The sequence below is a fragment of the Nocardia sputi genome (assembly GCF_023501985.1).
In genome coordinates this window covers 13,907-36,224 of the sequence record NZ_JAMFLC010000043.1, presented here as the reverse complement: position 1 = coordinate 36,224, position 22,318 = coordinate 13,907, and the positions used below count along the sequence as shown (strand labels likewise).

Sequence of the window (22,318 nt, the reverse complement as noted above, 5' to 3'; positions counted from 1 at the left end):
TTCCGCACGATCTCTTCGGCGGAATGCCGCTTACGTCCAGCCATGGTTCTCAGTGTCCCTTCCAGCCCCTCACCAGGGCCAACGGAACTCTAGTTCCAGGCGGTCTCATTCACCGGGGACAGGCCACAATGGCCAGGCGAAGCGCAAGCCGGGGTATACAGCGACGGAGCTGACAGCGTGGCTGGGTCAGAACGGACTGTCTCCAATCCGCTCGATGAAGATCGACTGAGGGGCAGCCGGTCCGCTGCCTCTCAGCGAGCTCCTACACAAACGACCAGGTCAAGCGTTTGGTCCGCCGCTGACCACGTTCCAGCCGGCGATGGCGTGGACTGATCAGGACGCCGGACGCTGCGTGGTCTGCGAGTCACCCTCGCGCGTCGGCGTGGCTCGGGCCTGCCGCGTTCGGTCGAGGAGGATGAGCGGGACGGCGAGGGTGGCGAGTACGGCTCCGAACCAGTACACCGACGTGAGAGCGGCACCGCGGGTGAGTGTCGCCGCCGCCAGCACGGGGGTGATGCTGATGCCCAATTGGAAGGCTGACACCGTTGTGGCACCCGCGATCGTGGGCGCATCGGCTGCGATCGTGAAGACGCGACCGTATATCGCGGGATTGAGCACGAACGCCGCGATACCGGTCAGGAACACCGCGGCCACCATTGCCCAGATCCGCTCGACCGCGATGACACTGACCACAGACAGTGTGACTACGCCGACCACCCCCATGATCAGCGCGAAGTGCGGGCGCTGATCGGAGATCCGGCCGCCGATGGAAAGCCCGATGAAGGCGCCTGCTCCGAAGAGCGCGAGGATCGCCGGAATCCAGACCTCCGGGACGCCGGTGATGTCGGCGAGTATGGCGGCAAGGTAGTTGAACGAGATCATGTATGCCGCGGTAGTGAGGATGGTGATCCCGTATAACCCCCACAGGGAGGGTTCCCGCATCGTGGCGATCTCCCGCGACAGGCTGGTTCCCGTCGCCGGGTCGGCGCCCGACTTGCCGGCGGGGAGACCGAGCACGCAGGTGATGGCTCCGACGAGGGTCAGCACCGCGACAGCCCAGAATCCGCCACGCCAGTCGGTGAAGTGACTGAGCAGAGTACCCGCGGGGCCCCCGGCGATCATGGCGATGGTGAGACCGCTGACCACGACGCCGGATGCGCGGGCATTGCGGTCGGTGGTCACCAAGCTGATCGCGGTCACCGACGCCACAGCGAAGAAGCCGGCATAGGCCAGGCCGGAAACAAGCCTGGACAGCAACATCACCGGGAAGTTGCCCAGCAAACCGACGACAACGCTGACAGCGAAGACCACCTGAGTGACCACCAAGGCGGTGCGTCGCGGCCAGCGCAGGCTGATCACGGCGAAAAGCGGCCCGCCGACGACGACACCCGATGCGAACGCGGTGATGAGCATTCCGGCCGAGGAGAGCGCGACTTCGAGGTCGGTGGCGACCGCGGGCAGGACCCCAGCCATCAGGAACTCAGCGCTACCCATCGCGAACAGGCTGAAAGCCAGCAGATAGACCCCGGCGGGCAATCGTTCGAGACGACCGCCCCGCGGCGACTCCGAAATGACGGTAACCATCAGCGGGCACCTCCGACATCGAGCCGGTCCGGGATGGCACCAGCGGACAGATCTCTTCCGACAACGATCGCGTGCCAAAGATCATCTGGCAGAGACGTATTCGGTTCATACATGCTTGCGTTCATTGCGATCACCTCCGATACGAGCATCGGAGATGGCGCCCGAAACCCACAAACACTGTTGCCGAATCCGGGACGCATTGGTCAAGTGGACCTGAAGGAGCATCAGCCCAGCGGCAGGCTCGGACTTCTCCTACCGATCACCGCCGCCCTCGGCATCGTTCGGCCACGCGCAGTCGGCGGCTCTCACGGAGCGATAGGCCAGATGGTGGATTTCCTTCACCATTGGGAGGCGAGTGCCGCGCTGATGGTCCGGGCTGCTGCCGGGAAGCCATTCGGGTTGGGGCCGGTGAAGTTCAAGCGCAGGAAAGGGCCCGAAGGCTCAGCCGGGAACCACTCGTGACCGGATGCGACGTACACCCCTCGGGTCTCGCAATCGCGCACGAGTCGGTCGGTGTTCGTGCCGTCGGGCAGCCGTGCCCAGAGGTGGAGTCCCCCCTCGGGAACGTGGTCGACATGGAGCCGGGGGGCGTGCTCGCGCAGACTGGCGACGAGCAGGTCCCTGCGTTCCCGGAGTTGGACACGAAGCCTGCGCAGGTGAGTCTTCCAGCCGGGATCGGTGACGACCTCGAGAGCCGCTTGTTGCAGAAGCCCGCTCACGTACATGGACTCCGCGGATCGGTCGGCGAGCAGTCGATCGCGGACGGGCCCACGGGCGACGAGCGCGCCGATCCGGATAGCGGGTGACATGCTCTTGGTCAGCGAACGGAGGTAGACGACATGGCCGGCGGTGTCGTGGGCAGCGACCGGCCTCGGCTCTGTGTCGATCCCGAAGTCGTGTGCCCAGTCGTCCTCGACGAGGAACGCACCGTGCGCACGGACCAGGTCCAGCACAGCCTCGGCGCGGTCCGGCGACCACTGAGCCCCGGTAGGGTTCGCGTAGTTCGGTTGGACGTACAAGGCTCTCGCCCGAGTCTCGCGGAAGAACCGGTCGAGTTCGTCCGGGTCGGGCCCATCGGCGTCGCTCGGCACGGGGACCAGGCGCGCACCCGCCTGGTGCGCGGCGAGGATCGCGCCCCAGTACGTCGGGGACTCGATCAACAGCGGTTGTCCCGGCGCGACCAGTGCACGGAATATCGACGTGAGCCCGCTCTGGCTTCCCGGGACGATGACGACATCGTTGGCCGTGGGCACGGCGAGACCGGCGGGCGTCAGGCCGGCCAACTCGGCCGCGAACCACGTCCGGAGATCGTGCAGCCCGGCAGGGGCCGTGCGTGACGTCGCCGAAGCGCCTCTCGCCGCGCGGATGAGGGCCGCGCGGACCAGCCGCCCTGGCAGCAGGTCGGCCTCGGGATAGCCGGAGTGGAGTTCCTGGGCATCGGGCGCAGCGGTGCGCAGGGCGCCTGCCACGCTCGGCAGGGTGCTGCGCGGGGAGCCCAATGCGGCTGTCTGCCAGCCGTAGTCCTGCGGACGGGTGGAACGCGGAACCCGGACGAAGTTGCCGACGCCCGGGCGGCACTCGATGAGGCCTTCCGCGGCGAGTGACCGGATGGCCTTCTGCACTGTGACCGGACTGGCTGCGTAGTCGGTCACCAACTGTCGTGTGGACGGTAGTCGCGCACCCGGGGCAGCCGTCGCCATCCAGGCGCGAATACCGTCAGCCAAGCGGCTACTGCTATCGTTGGACATGTCGGTTCAGAGTAGCGCTACTGTCAAATCCACAACTCCGCTATCGCCTAGGCCGACCGGATTGACCTGGGGACTCGTGGGTGTCGCGGCCTTCTCGTTGACGATGCCACTCACCCGTGTCGCAGTGGGCGGACTCTCGCCCCTGTTCATCGGATCCGGTCGCGCGGTGGTCGCGGCTGTGCTGGCGGGAGCGACCCTGGCGGCCACGCGGCAGACGGTTCCGGGGAGCAGGCAGTGGCTGCGTCTCGCTGTCGTCGCGGCTGGGGTCGTCGTCGGCTTCCCGCTTCTCACGTCGTACGCCCTCAGCGTGACACCAGCGAGTCACGGTGCCATCGTCGTCGCCCTGCTGCCCGCCGCCACTGCGGTGACGGCGGTGCTGCGTACCGGCGAGCAGCCGACACGCGCGTTCTGGCTCTTCTCACTCGCGGGCGCGATCGCCACTGTCGTGTTCGCTCTGCTGCAGAGCGGGGGCATCGGCCGGGTCCACTGGGCCGACCTGCTTCTCTTCGGTGCTGTGCTGGCGGCCGCGGTGGGGTATTCCGAAGGTGCCCTACTCGCGCGCGAAATCGGGTCCTGGCAGACCGTGTCGTGGGCCCTGATTCTCTCCTCGCCGCTGATGCTCACACTGACCGTCGTCGCGTTCGGGCGTCAGGCACCGTCGGGGTCGGCTGTCGAATGGGCTTGTTTCGCCTACCTTTCGGCCGTCAGCATGTACCTCGGCTTCTTCGCCTGGTACCGAGGGCTCGCCATCGGTCCGATGTCCCGGGTCAGTCAGGTCCAGCTCGTGCAGCCCATCATGAGCCTCTGCTGGGCGGCCCTGCTGCTCGGGGAACGCATCGGCTGGCTCACGTTCGTGGGCGGACTCGTGGTCATCGCCTGCGCGGGCGGTGCGGTTCGAAATCGGCTCGGCGGTGTCGACACCACCCCGAAGGAGTGACCGAAGTGGACACCGCGCTGCTGCGTGACGACGGCACGAGATCCGGTTGATCAGACACGGCCGGTGCGGCTGATTCGATCACCGTGGGTGAGCTGACCGTAGCTTCGTCGGCGGTGAGCCATCGCGCTACCGGCTGAACCGTGTCGATTGGCTGAACTGGACCCACAAACTAGAACATGTAGTTTTAGTGAGTAAATGCGCGGACGGCGAGGTGGATCCCGCCTTCCTGCCGGTGCGCGATGTGTTCGAGGCAAGCTTCGCCGGCGGCCGGAACGCCGGAGGGGCGGCGATCGCGTTTCGTTCCGAACCTGCGCCGCGACTGGCTGTCCGGCGACCGCCGCGCCTACGACCTCGTGGCCGCGACATACAACGCGTTGTGACCGCCGATATCCTTCCGGCGATCATTGCCACATGACTGATCGGCCCGGAATCGGACCCGCGGCAGAGCTGCCGTGCATTCATCAAGCGGCAGCTCGCAGTCCGCTCGTTCCGCCGTCACGCCCCGAGTCCGACACCGACCGGGCTCACACGGTTACGGGTGGCTTCGTCCGGCTCGCTGCCTCGAGGAGCAGTTTCGCGGCCACCGTCGCCCCGTCGGCCCGGATCGCACCGGCCACGGTCCTGGCTCGTGTTCGGGTCTCGGGGGCCAGGGCCGTGGCGAGCGCGGCGGACAGGGAGTCGACGGTCGGCGTCGAGCCCTCGTGTGCCACACCGATGCCCAGCTCGGCCACTCGTGTGGCCCAGTACGGTTGGTCGGCGATCTGGGGCACGATCACCTGGGGCGCGCCGGCTCGGGCTGCCGTGGTGGTGGTGCCCGCGCCGCCGTGGTGCACGACCGCGGCCACCCTACCGAACAGTGCCTGCTGGTTGATCTCGCCGACGACGAAGCAGTCGTCCACGTCGTCGATCGGGGCCAGCTCCGCCCAGCCGCGGGCGAGGAGCACTCGGCGGCCCTGCGCGCGGACCGCCTCGATGGCCACCCGGGCGATGTCCTTCGGTGCGTGTGCGGCCATGCTGCCGAAGCCCACATATACCGGTGGCGCGCCGGCGTCCAGGAACGCCTCCGTGCCGTTCGGGAGCGGGCGGTCGTCGGGCAGGATCCACGCCCCGGTCTGTACGACGTCGAGGTCCGTCATGCCCTGCGACGGACACAGCGTCGCGTCCGCCGCCAGCCACGGCCTGCCGGTCAAGACGTGGTCGCGGACGTTGTCCACCGGCGGCAGGCCGATCGCCGCCCGATGGCTGTTGAGCGCCTCGCCGTACAAGGCGTTCACCCGCTGGGCGTCCTGCTGCCACAGCACCCGGTTGTCGGTCTCATCCGGCGGGGACGGTGTGCCCGGCCGTCTCCCCGGAGGGAGATGTCGCGACGGCAGCCCGAGCAGGTGAAAGCACGCGAACACGTAGTGCATGCCCAGCTTCTCGGCCACGTCTCGTGCGCCGGCCGGCATCAGGCCGGTCGCCAACAGCGCGTCACATCCCTCGGCCACCGCGGTGAGCGTGTCGAACCGCGCGGCGACCAGCGCGGGAGCGAGCGCGAACGCGTCTCGCGCCGTCGGTGGCTTCGGGTTGGCGACGACCGAGTGCACCGTCGGGCCGAGCGGCACCAGCGGCACGCCGACACGCTCGAGCAGCTTCGCGAACTCCTCGTCGGGCGGCGCGCACACCCGCGCCTCGGCGCCCAGTTCCCGCAACGCCTCCGCGAGCGCCGCCAGCGGTTCGACATCCCCGCGTGACCCCCACGTCGTCAACAACACACGCACTTCGCAACTCCCCATCTCCGCAGGTTCTGGCTCTCGGCCGGTGATTCTGCGCTGCGACCCGGGTCTTGCCGCAAGCCCCCCCGTCCGCTATATGTTGAAAGTGGCGGGAAGTGTTGTCTTCTCGCCTTCGGTACTTCTCCTTTGCATGAGCGCCGCACTGGGCACGACACCGAGTAACAGCCCTCCAACGATGGTGCCAGCGATCGACCCGGCGGCCATCTCGTCATGTGCCCGCTGTTCAGCCTCCTTCATCGCTGCCGCCTCTAGCTTGGCGAGGTCGTTACGCCGTTTGAGAGCTTTCTCCCGTGCGGACTTTTCCTCCGAGGTCTGGCGCGGTGTCTGCCATCTCTCGCGGGCGGCTAGGTAACGCCGTCGAAGTTCGTCGCGGTCGCTCATCCCTCCTACTCATCCCTTCACTACTCACGCCGACACGAAAGTCATCGCTTCGCCCTGGCCAGCCAGTCTGTTGTCCTACTCCGCCGCCACTCGAGTGGTAGAAGTACTGTGCCGCAGCGGTACTCGACATCGAAATCCCAGGCATGGGGACTGGCCGTGGGCGGGATCTCGATGCCCTCGGGGACGCGAAGACCGTGTTGCTGGGCGCCTCGAGGTTCATGAAGCCGCCGAATGTGCCGGGATCCCTACCGATCCCCACGAACGGATCTACACCCGATCGGAGATCGAAGGCTTTCATGACCGTGCGGACAACCGCCACTGGACCCGCATGGAGCGGCCATACCCAGCAGCGGGCGGGGTCAGCAGACGCTGGAGGACAGTCACGTTCGCTTTTCCGTACCATCACGCGTACAGGTCTCGGCGAGCCCCGCCAGTGCTGCCGCGTGGCTGTGGGCGCCGGTATCCGAGCTGGTCACACGGTGTCCCGGGTAGGGCGGTGGGTGGTCACGGTGTCCATGTGCGGCTCCTTCGTGAACGCGATCCAATGTCACTGAGCCGGCTACGGCCCATGTCGGTGCCCTGCGCCCCTGTTCAGCGTCACTGGTGTCGCCGTGAAACTGTCCGCTGAGTTCCGCTTTGAATTCCCCTGACCATGACGTTACCGACCACCGCCGAGAACCCCCATGGTCGAATGCATGTTCGCTATCGGCGGTACCCTGTGCCGCCCTTCCCTGCTGCCCATTCGCTCGGCTAACAATCAGCACCTGAACACGATAAGATATGCGAATTCGACAATATGTGCTGCCCGAAAGTGGGCACGCCGGAATCGAGGAGGATCGCATGACCGCTGCGCTGCATCAGGAACACACCGGCCACGACCACGTTCACGGTGAGGGGTGTGGGCATGTGGCGGTCCCGCACGCAGATCACGTCGACTATGTGCACGACGGGCACCTTCATCGCGCCCACGAGGGGCACTTCGACGAGTGCGAGCCTGCCACCGGTCACGCCACCCACGCCGGCCACGACCATACCCACGGCGCGGGCTGCGGACATGTGGCGGTGCCGCACGGTGATCACATCGATTACGTTCACGATGGCTGCCGTCACGCCGCTCATGAAGGCCACTACGACGAACACTGACCCATCGGAGGCGAACCTTGCGGCGAGTGTCTTTCAGGCGGGGGCGTGGGCGATGACGAGATCGTCATCAATGGTGACGATGTCGGCCCCGGATTGATGGAGTTCGTCGGCGAGCTCGGAGGCCGACGGCGTCCACCAGTCGTATTCCGTGGTCGCGCGGGCGATCTCGGCGCCGTCGAGCATGGTGCGTATGTCATCGTCCAGCGCAACCGGTCCGCGGCAACCGGCTGGGCATGCCCGCGGCCTTCGTAGTCCAGACCGACCGGCGGCGCGCACGATGTAGGGGTCGACCTGTACCGGCTCGGTCGCGGCGGCCGGCGGCTGGACGTTGAACACTACCGGCGCGCCCGGCGCCAGTCGCGGGAGCAGCGCGACGAACAAGCCTCGCCGCCGGGCCGGATCGAGGTGGCCGATCATGTGCATCCCCACGGCGGCGGCGATCCGGTCCGGCAGAACGAGTTCGGTGGCTGCGCACGGAACGCAGGGTGACTCGGTCGCCGTCGGGGCGGTCGTGCAGCCGCGCCCGCAGCACTGCCCGCAGGTGCGGTGAAGGCTCCGCCACCAGGATCGGTGCGGGTGTCAGAGCGTCGAGCAGCACGTCGGTGCCCAGGCCCACCCCGGCGAGACTCGACTACGAGCCAACCATTGCTGGACCCTATTTTCAATAGCATCCCGGCCGCGATCCGCGACGAGATCGAATCCCGCGTCGGGAATCTGATCGCCGAACTGCTGCCCGCCCGGGCCTGAGCTGCCGGGCCTTCTGCTTGATCGCAGCGGGCTGTTCTCGCGGTAGCGGCGGTGCGCTCCAGGCTCACCGCACACCCGCTCGGTGGTGGGGATTGATGGGTGGGATCTCACCGCTTCCCGGGATAGCTTGTGGGTCAAGCAGATTCGTGAGTAGACGTCAGCCGACTGGTCGCAGGTCCGGCCGATCGTCCGCGACATCGTGCGCTCCGGCGAGACGTTTACCTACGACCTGGCGATGACCGAGGAGCAGGCGCGCGACATCTGGGTGATGGGCCGCCCGCGATGACCGTCGTCGCCGTGACCGGGGGCCGGGTGGCCGGCACCGCGAACGCGTATGCCAATCGGCCGGGCGCGCGCGCACATATCGACCGCAAGCTTCATGGTCGACGCCACGGCGCGCGGTCAGGGCATTGGTACAGCTTTGTGCCGGCATGTGATGGAGTGGGCGAAGGAAAAGGCTTCGCCGCTATGCAATTCAACGCGGTGGCCGATCCCAATCGCAGGGCTGTTGATGTCTACCAGCGGTTGGGCTTGGAGATCTGGGTACCGTGCCCGGAGCGCTTCACCATCCCGCGCTCGGCCGGGTCGGCGTGCACGTCATGTACTGCGGATTCTGAACCGTCCCGAATCTGATCCGCCATGGCGGCGCGGCGGACAAGGGAGGATAGTGGGAAGTCTCAGAGAAAGGGGACGTGTCATGCCTGAGTTCATGGATGTGCACACGACGATGAAGGGAGTTACTCCCGAAGCCCTCACTGAAGCCCACAACGCCGACCTCGCGATCCAGGACGACGAGCAAGTGAACTTCAAGCACGCCTGGGCGGACCCCGAGTCGGGGATGGTTTTCTGCCTGTCCGAGGCACCCGATGCCGGAGCGGTGCAGAGGATTCACGAGCGCGCGGGACATCCCGCCGACAACATTTACCAGGTGCCGGTCCAGGTTTGACCGCACCGGCCGCCTCTCCGCGCGATGGCCCGGAGAGGGCATCACTCCGCATAGGGCCCCGGCTTCCTTGTCAGGCGGAGGCGCGGTCGATGAGGTAAGCGATCGAGGTGCCGAGGGTGTGCGCTGGGGGCGGGGCGAAGCCGAGTTCGGCCATCATCGCCGAGACCGACAGCTCGATGATTGTTCCGGCGTCGAAGCCGATGGAGGTCAGGGGTGGGGTGCTCACTGCGCCGAGGGGGATGGCGTCGACGCCGATGGCCGCCATGTCCTGGGGGCAGTGCAAGCCGGCCTCGCGCACGCCGTGCAGGACGCTGAACGCGGTCTCGTCGTTTTGGGTGCATACGGCGGTCACGCCGTCGCGGGCCCAACCGGTGATGATGTCGGCGGCGTGTCCGTCGGAGGCGAGCGTGTCGAGCGGGATCGGAGGCACGCCTCGGCGTCGCGCCGCGGTGTGTAAGCCGGCCGGCCAGTAGTCGCCGATCATGTGCAGCTTCTTCATCGGGGATCGTGCGAAGGCCAAACGTTGGTGGCGTTGGCGGTCAGCCGGTCGGCCCCATTTCGCCTACGGTCAGGTTCAGTTCGTCCAAAACACCCAATTGCACTGCCCCGATGGATTTGGGCGATTCCGGCGGCGGCCACCGCGTCCAGCGCCGCTCCTTCGAGCGGTAAGACGCTGGCAACCGCCATCGGATTCAGGTTTTCGATCGCGTCGACGGTATCGGCGCCGTCTTCGGTTTCGAATTGCAGCGACAGCACGAGGCCACGTCGGACCCGGGATCGCGAGTCCGGGCGGCCTCGAGGCGGCCTCCCGAGTGGGTTGGCCGGGTTCGGTCAGATCATGGGATGTCGGGGGCGCTTGTGTCGGGCGCCGTCTGGCCGTTGGGTCCTGGCTCGGGAAGGGCGGCGAGTGCCGCGACGGTCGCGAACTCGCTGTCGGTGTTGTGACAGTCGGCCTGGAAGGTCAGGGTGTGCGGGTCGCCGGCTGGAGTCGTGACGGTGGCGAGGTCGGCGGGTCTGCTTGTGTCGCGCCCTCAGGGGATCAGCGCCGATTCGTGAGGTATCCAGACCCGTCGGACCGAGAAAGTGCCCCGCCTTCTCCGGCTTTAGCGTTGGCGGAACGTGTGAGTCGTCAAGCAGTTGCATCAGTGGCCGGCAGGCGAACGCGACGGTTGGAGGAAAGCAAGCGATGAAACGAAGTTCCGACGTCGACGCCGGACGTGCCGCCACGCCTGTTGCCGATTCGGCAGGAGTACGCGCGGGAATCGGAATGGCCTGCCGTTCGATGTTGTACGTGCTCGTCGTCCTGGCGGCAGTATTCGCCGTGCTGACGGGCACGGTCGCGGCGTCACCGATCGCGAGTGCCGACGCGCCGTCGATCACCGGGTCCTGGGCGGAGGACGACCGGACCGTCCAGCTGCGGGTGCATTCCGCGGCGATGGGCCAGGACATCATGGTGAAGGTGCTGCGCCCGGCCGACCGTTCGGTGCCACGGCCGACGCTGTATCTGCTGAACGGTGGCGGTGGCGGGCAGGACAGCGCCACCTGGCAGAAGAACACCGACGTGCTGCGCTTCCTCGCCGACAAGGACGTCAATGTCGTGCAGCCGGTCGGTGGGCGCTGGAGTTACTACACCGACTGGCGGGCACCTGATCCGAAACTCGGTGTGTACAAGTGGAAGACGTTCCTCACCGAGGAGCTGCCGCCGCTGATCGATGCGGAGTTCGCCACCACGGGGGTGAACGCGATCGCGGGTCTGTCCACCTCTGGCACCTCGGTGCTGCAACTGCCGATCGCCAAACCGGGCCTGTATCAGGCGGTCGCGGCCTACAGCGGGTGTGCGCAGGTCAGTGACCCGATCGGCCGTGAGTTCGTGAAACTCGCCGTCGAGAGCTGGGGCGGCGGCGACACCGAGAACATGTACGGCCCACCCGAGGATCCGATGTGGGCCGCCAACGACCCGTACCTGCACGCCGACCAACTCCGCGGCATCCGCCTGTTCCTGTCGACCGGAACCGGCGTCCCGGGCATGTTCGACACGTACAACGGCGAGTATGCCCAGCCAGGGCCGCGTGGCTATCTGAACCAGCTGGTGTTGGGCGGGTTGATCGAGGCTGCGGTGAACTGGTGCACCCACAACATGCGCGAGCGGCTCAACACTCTCGGGATCCCCGCCACCTACGACTTCCAGCCCACCGGGACCCACTCGTGGGGATATTGGCAAGGGGCTCTGAAGAATTCGTGGCCGGTCTTGGCCGACGGCCTCGGGTTGTCGTATTGAGCGTTCGGTGACGAGCGAGTTCTCGTCATGACGGAAAGAGTCGGACCAGCTGAACAACGCAGGCCCCGTTTGTCCTGACCGTGGGCTGTACCTCCACGGTCCGCTGAGGCTGACGCCGGCCTGCGCCGCCACCCCCAGCGACTTCCTGACCTCGCCGATGAACCGGTCTCGGCACTCCCGCTGACCGGCCGAAGTTTCAGTCGGCGGCGAAGCGCGCGGCGTTGGCGGTGGCCCACCGGGCGAAGGTCGTCGCGGATCGGCCGGTGATGTCTTGGACGCTGGTGACGGGCAGGGTCGCGGGGTCCGGGTCGAAACCGCACAGAACGTTGTCGACATACCAGGTCGCGGTGTCGCCCATAGTGGGGGTCAGCGCGGTGACGGTGTCCTCGCGCGAGGACCGGTGCACGACGATGTCGCGGCCGAGTGCGTCGGCGAGGTGCCGGACCAGGTCGGTGCGCGTGAGGATCTCCGGCCCCGCCAACGGGAAGGCCCGGCCGAGATGGCTGTCGCTGAGCAGGGCGGTGGCGGCGACGGCGGCGATGTCGTCCATGGCGATCGGCGCGCTCGCGGCTTCGGGCCGCGGATCCCGGACGGCGCCGGACGCACGGATCTGGTGTGACCAGACCAGGGTGTTCTCCATGAAATCGCCGGGCCACAAGTGGGTCCAGGCCAAGCCACTGTCCTCGACAGCCGTGCAGACGCTGCCCCACCAACTCTCCGGTTCGCCGGACAGATCGACGATATGCCGCACACCGGCCGCGCGGGCCAGCGCGAGCACCTCGGTGACACTGTCCGGTGTCGGCGCCAGGTACATCCGCTCCACTTCCGCGAACGCCGCGGGCAGCGTGTCCGGTCGACGCAGGTGGCCCTCGGCCACCTCGACTCCGGCGGGCAGCGCTGCCTTCCGCGGATTGCTGGTCAGCGCGCGAATCTCGGTGACTCCCTGGGCGAGTAGGTGGTCTACGACCTTGCGGCCGATGTTCGCGGTGGCTCCGGTTACCAAGATGGTCATCTGTCCCCCTCCGGCGTGATGTTGAACAACCCATCCTGCCAGTTGATTCCAGATCATGGTGCCGGCCAAGGCCGGATGATCTTGCGTCGCCGCCGGTCTTCACCGTGCGCCGCTGGATGGTGCGTCCGATCCGATAACGGCTGTTCGATCCCGCTCGATGTCTTGTCACCGAGAATGTCTCGTCGGCAGGGCGACACAGTACGCACTGGTATCGAATGCCGAAACGGAAGACGCAATCAATCGACAGAATAACTGTTCTTATTCAAGTCGATATTTTTGTGAATATCCACGACAAGGTGACAAACAATCATCCGAAAGCCTCCAAATCGGCGTGAACAGTGAGCTGGAGCCCACGGTCCGTGATCTGATCGACTCGTCTCGAACCCGGGACGCGTCAAAATGCACAACCGAGGAATACGTATGAACCGCAGAATTATTCGTCCGCTCACCGTCGCCGCGTTCGCGCTGTCCGCCGTCGCCCTCGGCACCACCTCCGCGGCTGCCACCACGGCCACACCCGTGTCGGGCTCGGTGGAAGTGTGCACTGGCATCCCGGTCGGCCCGGTCGAGATCAGCTTCTGCCTGTAAGCGGCCTGCCCAGTTGTACACGGCGGTGGCGAGGCCGTTCGGAATCGTCACCGCCGCGCGGCAGGTCGATCGTCGGCAACCCATCCGTGCCCTGGTCGTCGGCGATGTGGTCCTCCGGCGCAAGATCACATGTCAGGTCGACGGCTCACAGCTGTTTGGACGCAAAAGGATCCGGGTGCACGCAGTGTCAGCGGCGCTGAGTTGGGACAGCTGCTCGGCCGACTACCCGAATCCCGTCCGGCGTTCGTTGTCGGAATCCCTAGACCATGCCGAAATCCGTTCCTCTTTCTCACAAGCGAAGGTCGAACGGCGAGATCGGCGGTCGAGGTAGCGTATGTCCCTGCCCAGTGGCCTTTGGGTGGTAAGGAGTCACAATGTCTGTCGCTACCTCTGCTGAGCCGTTTCTGACCTCCTCGGGTCAGCCGGTTTCGACTCCGCTGAAGGATGTGCGGACCATCTCCCGCCAGATGGTGGGCCATTTCATCGAGAACGTCGTGCCGTGCGCGACGTTGCCCGGCGAAGCTCTCGATGGCGATATCACCACCGTCACCCGGGTGTGCTTGGAATTGACGAAGAGCATGCTCGATGGTCGGGACCTTCCGGGGCGGACCGAGCGAGTGCGCGATGCCGCCGGCGACTGGGCACGGGAGGGCATCCCTATCGACACCATCCATCACGCTGTCCACGAAGGCTTCAAACTCGGCTTCGACCTCCTGCTGGCCGATGCCACCACCCATGACTACGCCACGGTCGCCGGGATCGCCCGACGTCTGATGGATGCCCTGGGCATGATCACCTCAGCGGTATCGGTGGCCTACGTTCGTGAACTACGTTCGGCGGTCAGCGAGCATCACACCGCCGTCCACACATTGACCTCGGCGCTACTGGGCGGACAGAACCCCTCGACCATGGCCCGGGAGTGCGGCATCGAGGTAGCCGACCGCTATCACGTTATGGCATTGGAACTGCCACCACATCCCGAGGAACTCGATTCCTCGCTCGACGCGAAAGTGGTCGCCCGCCGCAAGTTGCGGCGGGTTCAGGCGGAATTGGCCAACCGGTGCGGCGGTAAAGTGTTGTCTTTGTTGAGCGTCGACGGCGGTACGCTGCTGTTACCCTTCTCGGAATTCGCCGACCCAGATCTGGACCAGTTGATCGTTCATTTGTCCGCCGCAGCTCAGGTGCCGGTCAAAGCGGTTGTCATGGCAGCGGCGCCCGCGGAGATCCCGCGCGCCGCCGAGCAAGTTCATGAACTCGTCGATATCGTGCACCGGCTCGGTGGCGAAAGCAAACTGTATCGCCCGCACGAATTGGCATTCGAGTACCAGTTGACCCGGCCCGGCCCGGCCCGCGACTACCTGAGTGCTGTTCTCGATTCCCTCGAAGAGCACCCGGAGCTGCTGCAAACGCTCGAAGTGCATTTGGCGACGAACATGCAGCGCTCACGGACCGCTCGCAGACTGTATGTGCACACGAATACGGTGGATTACCGGTTGAAACGGATCGAGCAGATCACCGGATTCGGCACGAGCGACGTCACCGGCCTGTGCTATCTGAGGGCGGCGCTGCTGATCCGGGCGCATCGCGGACCGAGCGCGGCCGCCACAGCTGCCGTGGCCCGGGGCGCAGGTGGGACTCCTTCCTACGCAGTGTGATACGCGGGCCTCGCGGCGGGATCGTGCGCGTCGGCGCTGGAGTGAACGCCACTTCCATACCTACTCGGGGCCCGGTTCGCCGGCTTCAGGCGAATGTCGCTGTCGAGCTGTGGGAAGCAAGCGTGTAATCGGCCGCATGGCCGACGTGTCGGATACTGGCCGCATGACCCACGCCTGGATGGATATGCGATCCTTGCCGATCGAGTTGCGTTCCTACCTGGAAGATCTCGTGCGACGCGCTCACACCGTCTGTGGCCGTCACCTGGTCAGCGTCATCGCGGTGGGGTCGGTCGCCCTCGACGACTATCGACACGGACGCAGCGACGTCGATGTGGTGATCGTCGCCGCCCCGTTACTCCCCGCGCGGGCTCTGGGTGAACTGGCCGAGTCACTCGCTCACCCCGCGCTGTCCTGCCCGGCGGCCGGGCTGGAGCTGGTGGTCTACGATGCGGACTTCGTCGCCGTTCCGTCCGGCGAGGCCGGTTATCTCATGGACCTCAATACCGGCCCGATGCTGCCGGACCGCGTGAGTTTCGATCCGACGGAATCATCGGCCTTCTGGTATGTCATCGATCGTTCCATCGCCTGCCAGGCGGGGCGTGTGCTGTACGGGCCCCCGGTGCGCCAGGTGATCGCGGCACCCTCGCGGCGCGACCTGCTCGCGGCGATCCTGGCCTCCGTCCGGGAGCATGCTGGGGGAGAGGGGCACCTCGCCGACAATCAGGTGCTGAACGGCTGCCGGTCGGTGGCATTCTGCCGCACGGGTCGCTGGATACCCAAACGTCGAGCGGCGCAGATGATCTCGATATCCGAGCCGGAATTCCGGTTCCTCATCGAATCGGCTCTGCTCAGCTTCCAGCGTCCACGCTCGGAAGCGTTCCCGCTGCCTGGCAATAATGTTCGCGACTTCCTGGCGTGGGTGGGGGAGTGCGTCGGTGAAGCCCGCGACACGGGCGGCGATCGGTGATCGACGGGTAGGTACGTGCGACGGCGACAGCTTCTCGTCGAAGCCTCCGACCGCAGCTGAGAAATACCCGGCTCGCCGGGCGCAGTCTCAGCCACGGATGTAAAAAATGCGCTTACATAGATATGCGCATCAAAATATTGAATTCATCGCGTGTGCCGTTCACAGCGCTCGGGCAAGATCGAAGCCATGGACCCGACCCCGAGTGCGCCTCTGCCCAGGAGTATCGATGAATTCCGCGTGCTCGCGCACTCTCGCCTGGCCGGGTTCCCGCGTATCGAGGTCCCGGATGCGCCCGGTATACGTCGCGCGGCGGTCGTTCTGTGCGTGGTCGAGGAGCCCGATGAGTCGCTGTCGGTGATCGTCATCAAGCGGGCCTATCGAGGCCGCAACGCCGGGCAGTGGGGGCTGCCCGGCGGACGGCTGGACGAAGGCGAGACCGTCGAACAAGCCGCCTTACGGGAACTGCACGAAGAACTGGGCTTGTGCGCGCGTCCGGATGACTTGCTCGGCGCGCTCGACGACTTCCCCGCCGCGTCCGGATTCACGATCACTCCTCTGGTCCTGGCGCTGGCCGACGCCACGCAGCTGCGGCCCAATCCGGACGAGGTCTACTCGGTCCACCTGGTCGACCTGGCCCGGCTCGCCGCCGAGGACACCCCGCGCTGGGTTCGGGCCGAAGACGCGGTGCGGCAAGCGGAACTGCGCGATGACGCCGCGCCGGCCGGTGCGGCGGGCCTCCTGCAGATGCGGCTCGGCCCGAAGATGACCATCCACGCACCCACCGGCGCGATGCTCTGGCAGTTCCGCGAAGTCGTCCTGCTCGGCACAGACTCTGCGGCGGCCAGGGTGGCTCACTTCACCCAGCCCGATTGGACTCACCGCTAGGCACGGTCGACGGACTCACGTCCGGGGGCGGGGACCGGCCTCACCAGGCGGCCCGACCCGTGCGGCATCGCAATCGTCCTGCTACCTTGAACACCGTTCAAGTTCGATGCGGAGGTCGTCGTGGAGGATGTCGAGAACTCGCGGGAGCCGAGGTTGGGCGTTCCCGCGCGGGACATGGCGCAGATCGCCGTCTTCGCTGCCCTCATCGCGGCGCTCGGCCTGCCCGGCGCCATCACGGTCGGGTTCAGCGGCGTGCCGATCACGGTGCAGACTCTCGGCGTGATCCTGGCCGGTGCGGTGCTCGGGGCGCGCAAGGGGACGGCCGCGGTGCTGGTCTTCTTGACACTCACGATGATCGGCCTGCCGCTGCTGTCCGGAGGCCGCACCGGTTTGACGGCGCTGGCGGGCCCCAGCGCCGGGTACCTCGTCGGGTGGATTCCCGCGGCGCTGTTCATCGGACTGTGCACTGCCCGAATCCTGCCGAAATACCCGCTCGCGCTCGGCCTGCTGATCAACGCCGTCGGCGGCCTGCTGATCATCTACGCCTTCGGCACCGCGGGCCTGCTGCTGCGCACTGATCTCGGCGTCGCGGCCGCGGTCACCACCAACTGGGCGTTCATTCCCGGTGACCTGCTCAAAGTCGTTGTCGCGACCGTGGTGGCCAAGGGAGTGCACCGCGCGTATCCCGGTGTGATCGGTGCCTAGTCCAGAACTCGGCGGCGCGGACGACGAACCTGCCCTCGACTTCGGCGGCCGCACTCACACCTACGGCGAACTCGACGGCGCGATCGAGCGATGGAACGACCGGCATTCGAGCGCCTCCGCCTACGACGCGTCGGCCCTCCCGGTGCCGGACGCGCTGATCTGCGCCTGCGCGGCGGCGCGGCGCGGTATCCCGGTACTGGTGGAGAATCCCGCGGCCCGGCCGCACCGTACGGAACTCCCGCCGACGGCGTTCCTTCTGGTGGCGACCTCGGGCTCCACCGGTCGTCCCCGGCCGCTCGCGCGGACGGCCGCTTCCTGGTACGACAGCTTTCCCGCGTTCACCGCGATCACCGGCGTCGTGCCCGCCGACCGCGTACTGATCACCGGGCCGCTGCACGCGACGATGCACCTGTTCGGTGCGCTGCACGCGTTGTGGCGCGGCGCGTGCGTCACCGACGACCCGGCGCGAGCCACCGTGGTGCACGCGGTTCCCGCGGTACTGCGTGAGGTGGTGCGCGCCTGTCCGCGCTTGCGCACCGCGATCGTCGCGGGCATCGCGCTGGACGAGGGTGCGCTGGCGGCAGCCGGGCACGTCGAGGTCGTCGAGTACTACGGGTCCTCGGAAGTCTCGCTCGTCGCGGCGCGGCGCGTACCCGAGCCCTTGCGGCTGCTCGACGGCGTCGAGGCCGAAGTGCGCGGCGGGTTGCTCTACGTTCGTTCGCCTTATCGCGTGCTCGGCGCGCCCGAATGGTTCGGAGTCGGCGATCTCGCCGAACTCGGCCCCGACCGCGAGCTGACGGTACTGGGCAGAGGCGACTGCGCGATCAATGTCGGCGGCACCATGGTGGTGGCCGAGGACGTCGAGCGCGTCCTCGAGTCGTTCGACGGTATCGCCGCGGTAGCGGTGATCGGCTCGCCGCACGCTGTGTTCGGTGAAACTGTCACGGCGGCAGTGCAGTTGGACGGTGGCGCCCGGCTCGACGAGATCCGGTCGCGCGCCCGTCGCGTGCTGGCGAAGGAGGCGATGCCGCGCCGATGGGTGCCCCTGCCCGCCCTGCCCCGCACCGCCGCGGGGAAAGTCGCGAGGGCTCAGCTGAAAGACTTGCTGACATGAGCCCGGTCCCCGTTCTGATAGCGCCCCGTCGTACGCCGATCGGCAACGCGGGGCACGGATTGGCGAACGTGACCACCACCGACCTGGCCGCTCCCGTGCTGGGTGCCGTGCTGGCGTCGCTGCGCGGCGCTGGTATCGACGCCGAAGTGGACGACGTGGTCCTGGGCAACTGCCTGGGCCCGGGCGGCGACCCGGCCCGGGTCGCCGCGCTACGGGCGGGGCTGGGCGTGCACGTCCCGGGAGTCACCGTCGACCGGCAGTGCGGCTCGGGCCTGGACGCGGTGATGCAGGCGGCGTTGCGGGTGCGCAGCGGCGCGGACGAACTCGTCCTCGCAGGCGGAGTCGAATCGGCGAGCACCGCCCCGTGGCGCTTCTGGCCACCGGTCGCGGACGCCCAGCCCGTGCGATACACCCGCGCTCCCTTCGCACCACAGGGTTTTCCCGATCCGGACATGGGCGTGGCGGCCGACGATCTCGCGCGAGCGCGGGGCATCAGCCGGGAGCGGCAGGACGCCTACGCTGCCCGCTCACACACCCTCGCCGCGGCCACCGATTTCTCCGCGGAGATCGTGCCGATCGGCGACGTGCGGCGCGACGAGCGCATCCGGCCGGGCATGACCGCGGCGCGGCTCGCGCGGCTGCGCCCCAGCTTCGGCGCCGACGGCACGGCCACCGCGGGCAATTCCTGCGGGATCTCCGACGGAGCCGCGGTCATGGCGGTCACGACCGAGTCGATGGCCGCCGGGCTGCCCGCGTTGCGGGTCCTGGGCTGCGCCGTCGCTGGATCCGACCCGGCGTTTCCCGGCCTCGGCCCCGTGCCCGCGATCCGGAAAGTGCTGCGGCGAACGGGTTTCGGAGTGGCAGACGTCGGCGTCATCGAGATCACCGAGGCGTTCGCGTCGGTGGTGCTGGCGGTGGCGGACGAGTTGGACCTCGACGAGTCGACGATCTGCCCGCAGGGCGGCGCCATCGCGATGGGGCATCCCTGGGGAGCGTCCGGAGCCATCCTGCTGGTGCGCCTGGCGAGTCAGATGCTGCGCGCGGACGGTCCCGCGCTCGGTCTCGCGGCCTGCGCCATCGGCGGTGGGCAGGGGATCGCCGTGCTCGTGGAGCGGGTGTCGTGAGCGAGATAGTCTTCGACTCGGTCAGCCACCGTTTCGGCGAACGAAAGGTGCTGCGCGACATCGATTTGCGGATCGCCGAACGGCGCGTCGGCATCATCGGATCCAACGGTTCCGGCAAATCGACTTTGGCGCGCATGATCAACGGCCTGCTGACGCCGACCTCCGGCACCGTGACGGTGGACGGCGTGGACGCCTCCCGCAAGGGCGCACAGGTGCGGCGGAAGGTGGGGTTCGTCTTCACCGACCCCGACACCCAGATCGTGATGCCCACGGTCGCCGAGGATCTCGCCTTCTCCCTGCGGCGGACGGGACTGAGCAAACAGGAGGTCGCGGCGCGCGTCGACGAAGTCCTGGAACGATTCGGCCTAGCGGGTCACGCCGAGCACCCCTCGCACTTGCTGTCCGGCGGCCAGAAACAGCTGCTCGCCCTGGGCGCCGTCCTGATTCGCAGGCCGGAAGTGATCGTGGCCGACGAGCCGACCACCTTGCTGGACCTGCGCAACGCCAAGGTCGTCGCCGACGCGCTGGACGCCGTGGACCAGCAGGTGATCGTCGTGACGCATCAGCTGACGTTGCTGGAGAGTTTCGAACGGGTCATCGTGATCGATGACGGCGCGGTCGTGTTCGACGGAACGCCCGCCGCCGCCGTCGCGGCGTACCGGGCGGCGATCGAATGATCGGCGTGTACCGTCCGGGCGATTCGCTGCTGCACCGGATTCCGGCCGGGGCGAAGCTGGTGCTGCTGCTCGTGGCCATCGTGGCGACCACGCTGTTCGTGCGCACCCCCCTGCACGTGCTGTTCGCCGCCGCGGTGGCGGCGGGACTGTTCGCGGTGGCGAAGGTGCCGTGGCGAGTCGCGTTGGCTCAGTTGCGGCCGTTGGTGTGGATGGTGCTGCTCATCGGCGCGTTCCAGGTGCTGATCACCTCCCCGGCGCGGGCCGCGGTGGTGTGCGGCGTACTGGTGGTGTCGGTGGCGCTGGCGGCGCTGTTCACCCTCACCACGCGGGTGACCGACATGCTCGACGCCGTGACCCGTCGGCTCGGGCCGCTGCGGAGGGTCGGTATCGATCCCGAGCGGATCGGTCTGCTGCTGGCGCTGGCCATCCGTTGTGTGCCGTTGCTGGCCGGGATCGTGCACGACGTCGCCGAGGCGCGGCGTGCCCGTGGCTTGCAGTGGTCGATGACGGCGCTGGTCACGCCGGTGCTGGTGCGCGCGCTGCGGACGGCCGACGCCATGGGCGACGCCCTCGCCGCGAGGGGGGTCGACGATGAGTGAACTGCTCGCCGAGCGGATCGCTCGACAGGCCGCGGCCCATCCACAGTCGGCGGCTGTGGTGGCGGGACGCGAGCGGATCGGCTACGAGGAGTTCTGGTCGAAGGTCGTCCGCACCGCCTGCGGGCTCGATGGCATGCGCCGACTGGCCGTGCTTCCCACCTCCGAGGTCGAATCGCTGGTAGCCGTGACGGCGGCGATGCACGCCGGGGTGAGTGTCGTGCTGCTGCACCGCCATCTGCTGCCCGCCCAGCTGAGCCGGGTCCTCGCGCTCGCGGCACCGGGAGCCGTAGTCGCCGCGCCGCACCAGCACCGGCGACTGCGGCGGCTGGGATTCGAGGAAACCGTGCTGACCGCCGGCGCACTCGAATCCGGGGGTTCGGTGGGCCGCGCGGATCCGGGCACCGAACTGCTGGTCGGCATCACTTCCGGTACTACCGGAGAGCCGAAACTCTTCGTGCGTGACCAGCTGTCGTGGGCCACCACGCTGGACCGCTCCGACCGTACCTTCGACATCGGTGTCGGAGACCGGGTGTCGGTGCCCGGCGTGCTGGACCATACGCATTTCCTGTACGGCGCGTTGCACGCCCTGACGCGCGGTGCGACGGTCGATCTGCGACCGGTGGCCGACGCGCTGAAAGCCGGTGCGACGCATCTGTATTCGGTGCCCACGATCGCGTGGGACGTCGTGCGAGCGGGCATCGGTCCGGTCGGCGGCGTCCGGGAAGTGCTGTCCTCGGCGGCCCGGTGGCCCCGAGCGGGACGGCGAGCGTTGCGAGAGGCCTTGCCGAACGCCTCGCTCGTGCACTTCTACGGTGCCTCCGAACTGAGCTTCGTATCGTTCGATCGCGGGCTCGGAGCCGCCGACGAGAACTCCGCGGGCGAACTGTTCTACGGCGTCGAGGCACGGATTCGCGACGGCCTGGTCTTCGTGCGCAGCGACATGCTGTTCGACGGCTACCTCACCGCCGACGGTGTGAGCGGCGGTCCCGTCGACGGATGGATGACGGTCGGCGACCGGGGTGAGGTGATCGGCAACCGCCTGCGGCTGTTCGGCCGGCAGAGCGACATGCTGATCCGGGGCGGACTGAACGTGGAACCCGCCGCGATCGAAGCGGCGCTCACCGCGATACCCGGTGTCGCCGAGGCAGCCTGCGTCGGCGTGCCCGACGCACGCATGGGGGAGGCGCCCGCCGCCGCGATCGTGGTGGGCGGCACCGCGCCGGACGCCGCCGAGATCTGGCGGCGTCTGCGAGCGAGCTTGCCGAGTCCGAGTATGCCGGTGCAGGTTCTGGTCGTCGACAGTCTGCCGCGCACGCCGCGCGGCAAGCTCGACCGGACAGCGCTGGCCGCGACGCTGGCCGCTCATCGCCGTGGCGACCAGGCCGATCGCTGACGTCGGAGTGAAATTCGGTGTGACCAACCGGTGTGGCCGACACCGATGATCGGTGCGGCG

The 22,318-nt window shown here is 67.6% G+C and carries 22 protein-coding genes and 1 pseudogene; 15 read left to right on the top strand and 8 right to left on the bottom strand.

The genetic code is table 11. The annotated features are described in order from the left end of the window. Nucleotides 1-333 precede the first annotated feature (333 nt). Both M8859_RS35300 and M8859_RS35295 read right to left on the bottom strand, forming a co-directional pair. Nucleotides 334-1,584 carry an MFS transporter gene (locus M8859_RS35300; RefSeq protein ID WP_249645556.1) on the bottom strand — a complete coding sequence of 417 codons (1,251 nt, stop codon included), beginning with the start codon at nt 1,582-1,584 and terminating at the stop codon, nt 334-336. A gap of 338 nt (nt 1,585-1,922) precedes the next feature. Continuing rightward, entirely contained in the window at nt 1,923-3,332 is a 1,410-nt protein-coding gene (locus M8859_RS35295) for an aminotransferase-like domain-containing protein (RefSeq protein WP_195071475.1), read from the bottom strand. Here M8859_RS35295 and M8859_RS35290 point away from each other — a divergent pair. Beyond that, entirely contained in the window at nt 3,331-4,269 is a 939-nt protein-coding gene (locus tag M8859_RS35290; protein ID WP_195071476.1) for a DMT family transporter, read from the top strand. The two genes, M8859_RS35295 and M8859_RS35290, sit on opposite strands and share 2 nt — an antisense overlap. A 524-nt stretch (nt 4,270-4,793) precedes the next feature. On the opposite strand, the gene M8859_RS35285 is transcribed toward M8859_RS35290, so the two are convergent. Together M8859_RS35285 and M8859_RS35280 are read right to left on the bottom strand one after the other, a co-directional pair. Next, on the bottom strand, nt 4,794-6,029 hold the full coding sequence (locus M8859_RS35285; protein ID WP_195071477.1) for a glycosyltransferase: 1,236 nt from the start codon (nt 6,027-6,029) through the stop codon (nt 4,794-4,796). 87 nt (nt 6,030-6,116) lie between these two features. Continuing rightward, the gene (locus M8859_RS35280) at nt 6,117-6,425 is read right to left on the bottom strand and encodes a hypothetical protein (protein WP_159930470.1); all 309 of its coding nucleotides are present in this window, start codon (nt 6,423-6,425) and stop codon (nt 6,117-6,119) included. A gap of 840 nt (nt 6,426-7,265) precedes the next feature. Between M8859_RS35280 and M8859_RS35275 the strand changes: the two genes are divergently transcribed. Next, nucleotides 7,266-7,568 (top strand): hypothetical protein, encoded by a 303-nt coding sequence (locus M8859_RS35275; protein ID WP_159930469.1) that lies wholly within the window; start codon nt 7,266-7,268, stop codon nt 7,566-7,568. A gap of 33 nt (nt 7,569-7,601) precedes the next feature. On the opposite strand, the gene M8859_RS35270 is transcribed toward M8859_RS35275, so the two are convergent. After that, nucleotides 7,602-7,985: a hypothetical protein gene (locus M8859_RS35270; RefSeq protein WP_195071479.1), complete on the bottom strand. Its 384-nt coding sequence runs from the start codon at nt 7,983-7,985 to the stop codon at nt 7,602-7,604. Between the two features lie 664 nt (nt 7,986-8,649). Between M8859_RS35270 and M8859_RS37855 the strand changes: the two are divergent. Both M8859_RS37855 and M8859_RS35260 read left to right on the top strand, forming a co-directional pair. Continuing rightward, nucleotides 8,650-8,727 (top strand): annotated as a pseudogene (locus M8859_RS37855) (hypothetical protein); the annotation flags it as partial. Between the two features lie 285 nt (nt 8,728-9,012). After that, nucleotides 9,013-9,261, top strand: a complete 249-nt coding sequence (locus M8859_RS35260) for an SCO4226 family nickel-binding protein (RefSeq protein WP_159930466.1) — start codon at nt 9,013-9,015, stop codon at nt 9,259-9,261. 70 nt (nt 9,262-9,331) lie between these two features. On the opposite strand, the gene M8859_RS35255 is transcribed toward M8859_RS35260, so the two are convergent. Next, complete coding sequence (locus M8859_RS35255) at nt 9,332-9,760, bottom strand: substrate-binding domain-containing protein (protein WP_236565768.1); 429 nt, start codon at nt 9,758-9,760, stop codon at nt 9,332-9,334. Further along, entirely contained in the window at nt 9,757-10,017 is a 261-nt protein-coding gene (locus M8859_RS35250; RefSeq protein WP_236565767.1) for a hypothetical protein, read from the bottom strand. The genes M8859_RS35255 and M8859_RS35250 overlap by 4 nt, the downstream gene beginning before the upstream one ends. Nucleotides 10,018-10,543: 526 nt before the next feature. Here M8859_RS35250 and M8859_RS35245 point away from each other — a divergent pair. After that, nucleotides 10,544-11,539 carry an alpha/beta hydrolase gene (locus M8859_RS35245; protein ID WP_195071504.1) on the top strand — a complete coding sequence of 332 codons (996 nt, stop codon included), beginning with the start codon at nt 10,544-10,546 and terminating at the stop codon, nt 11,537-11,539. A 196-nt stretch (nt 11,540-11,735) separates the two neighbouring features. On the opposite strand, the gene M8859_RS35240 is transcribed toward M8859_RS35245, so the two are convergent. Continuing rightward, the gene (locus tag M8859_RS35240) at nt 11,736-12,551 is read right to left on the bottom strand and encodes an SDR family oxidoreductase (protein WP_159930465.1); all 816 of its coding nucleotides are present in this window, start codon (nt 12,549-12,551) and stop codon (nt 11,736-11,738) included. Between the two features lie 420 nt (nt 12,552-12,971). Between M8859_RS35240 and M8859_RS35235 the strand changes: the two genes are divergently transcribed. From M8859_RS35235 to M8859_RS35190, 10 genes are all read left to right on the top strand, one after another. Continuing rightward, on the top strand, nt 12,972-13,139 hold the full coding sequence (locus tag M8859_RS35235) for a hypothetical protein (protein WP_195071480.1): 168 nt from the start codon (nt 12,972-12,974) through the stop codon (nt 13,137-13,139). A gap of 374 nt (nt 13,140-13,513) precedes the next feature. Next, complete coding sequence (locus M8859_RS35230; protein WP_195071481.1) at nt 13,514-14,794, top strand: PucR family transcriptional regulator; 1,281 nt, start codon at nt 13,514-13,516, stop codon at nt 14,792-14,794. A 163-nt stretch (nt 14,795-14,957) separates the two neighbouring features. Then, nucleotides 14,958-15,761, top strand: a complete 804-nt coding sequence (locus tag M8859_RS35225) for an aminoglycoside adenylyltransferase domain-containing protein (RefSeq protein WP_249645555.1) — start codon at nt 14,958-14,960, stop codon at nt 15,759-15,761. A 186-nt stretch (nt 15,762-15,947) separates the two neighbouring features. Beyond that, nucleotides 15,948-16,646, top strand: coding sequence for an NUDIX hydrolase (locus M8859_RS35220; protein ID WP_159930484.1), 699 nt, complete (start codon nt 15,948-15,950; stop codon nt 16,644-16,646). 120 nt (nt 16,647-16,766) lie between these two features. Further along, on the top strand, nt 16,767-17,351 hold the full coding sequence (locus M8859_RS35215) for a biotin transporter BioY (protein WP_195071482.1): 585 nt from the start codon (nt 16,767-16,769) through the stop codon (nt 17,349-17,351). Next, the gene (locus M8859_RS37410) at nt 17,344-18,465 is read left to right on the top strand and encodes a class I adenylate-forming enzyme family protein (RefSeq protein WP_249645554.1); all 1,122 of its coding nucleotides are present in this window, start codon (nt 17,344-17,346) and stop codon (nt 18,463-18,465) included. The genes M8859_RS35215 and M8859_RS37410 overlap by 8 nt, the downstream gene beginning before the upstream one ends. After that, on the top strand, nt 18,462-19,589 hold the full coding sequence (locus M8859_RS35205) for a thiolase family protein (RefSeq protein WP_195071484.1): 1,128 nt from the start codon (nt 18,462-18,464) through the stop codon (nt 19,587-19,589). The genes M8859_RS37410 and M8859_RS35205 overlap by 4 nt, the downstream gene beginning before the upstream one ends. Next, complete coding sequence (locus M8859_RS35200) at nt 19,586-20,266, top strand: energy-coupling factor ABC transporter ATP-binding protein (RefSeq protein WP_249645553.1); 681 nt, start codon at nt 19,586-19,588, stop codon at nt 20,264-20,266. The genes M8859_RS35205 and M8859_RS35200 overlap by 4 nt, the downstream gene beginning before the upstream one ends. Then, a complete protein-coding gene (locus tag M8859_RS35195) occupies nt 20,263-20,865 on the top strand; it encodes an energy-coupling factor transporter transmembrane component T family protein (protein WP_159930460.1) in 603 nt (200 codons plus the stop codon). Before M8859_RS35200 ends, M8859_RS35195 begins: the two co-directional genes overlap by 4 nt. Continuing rightward, nucleotides 20,858-22,258, top strand: a complete 1,401-nt coding sequence (locus tag M8859_RS35190) for an AMP-binding protein (RefSeq protein WP_195071487.1) — start codon at nt 20,858-20,860, stop codon at nt 22,256-22,258. Before M8859_RS35195 ends, M8859_RS35190 begins: the two co-directional genes overlap by 8 nt. The last annotated feature ends 60 nt before the right edge of the window (nt 22,259-22,318 follow it).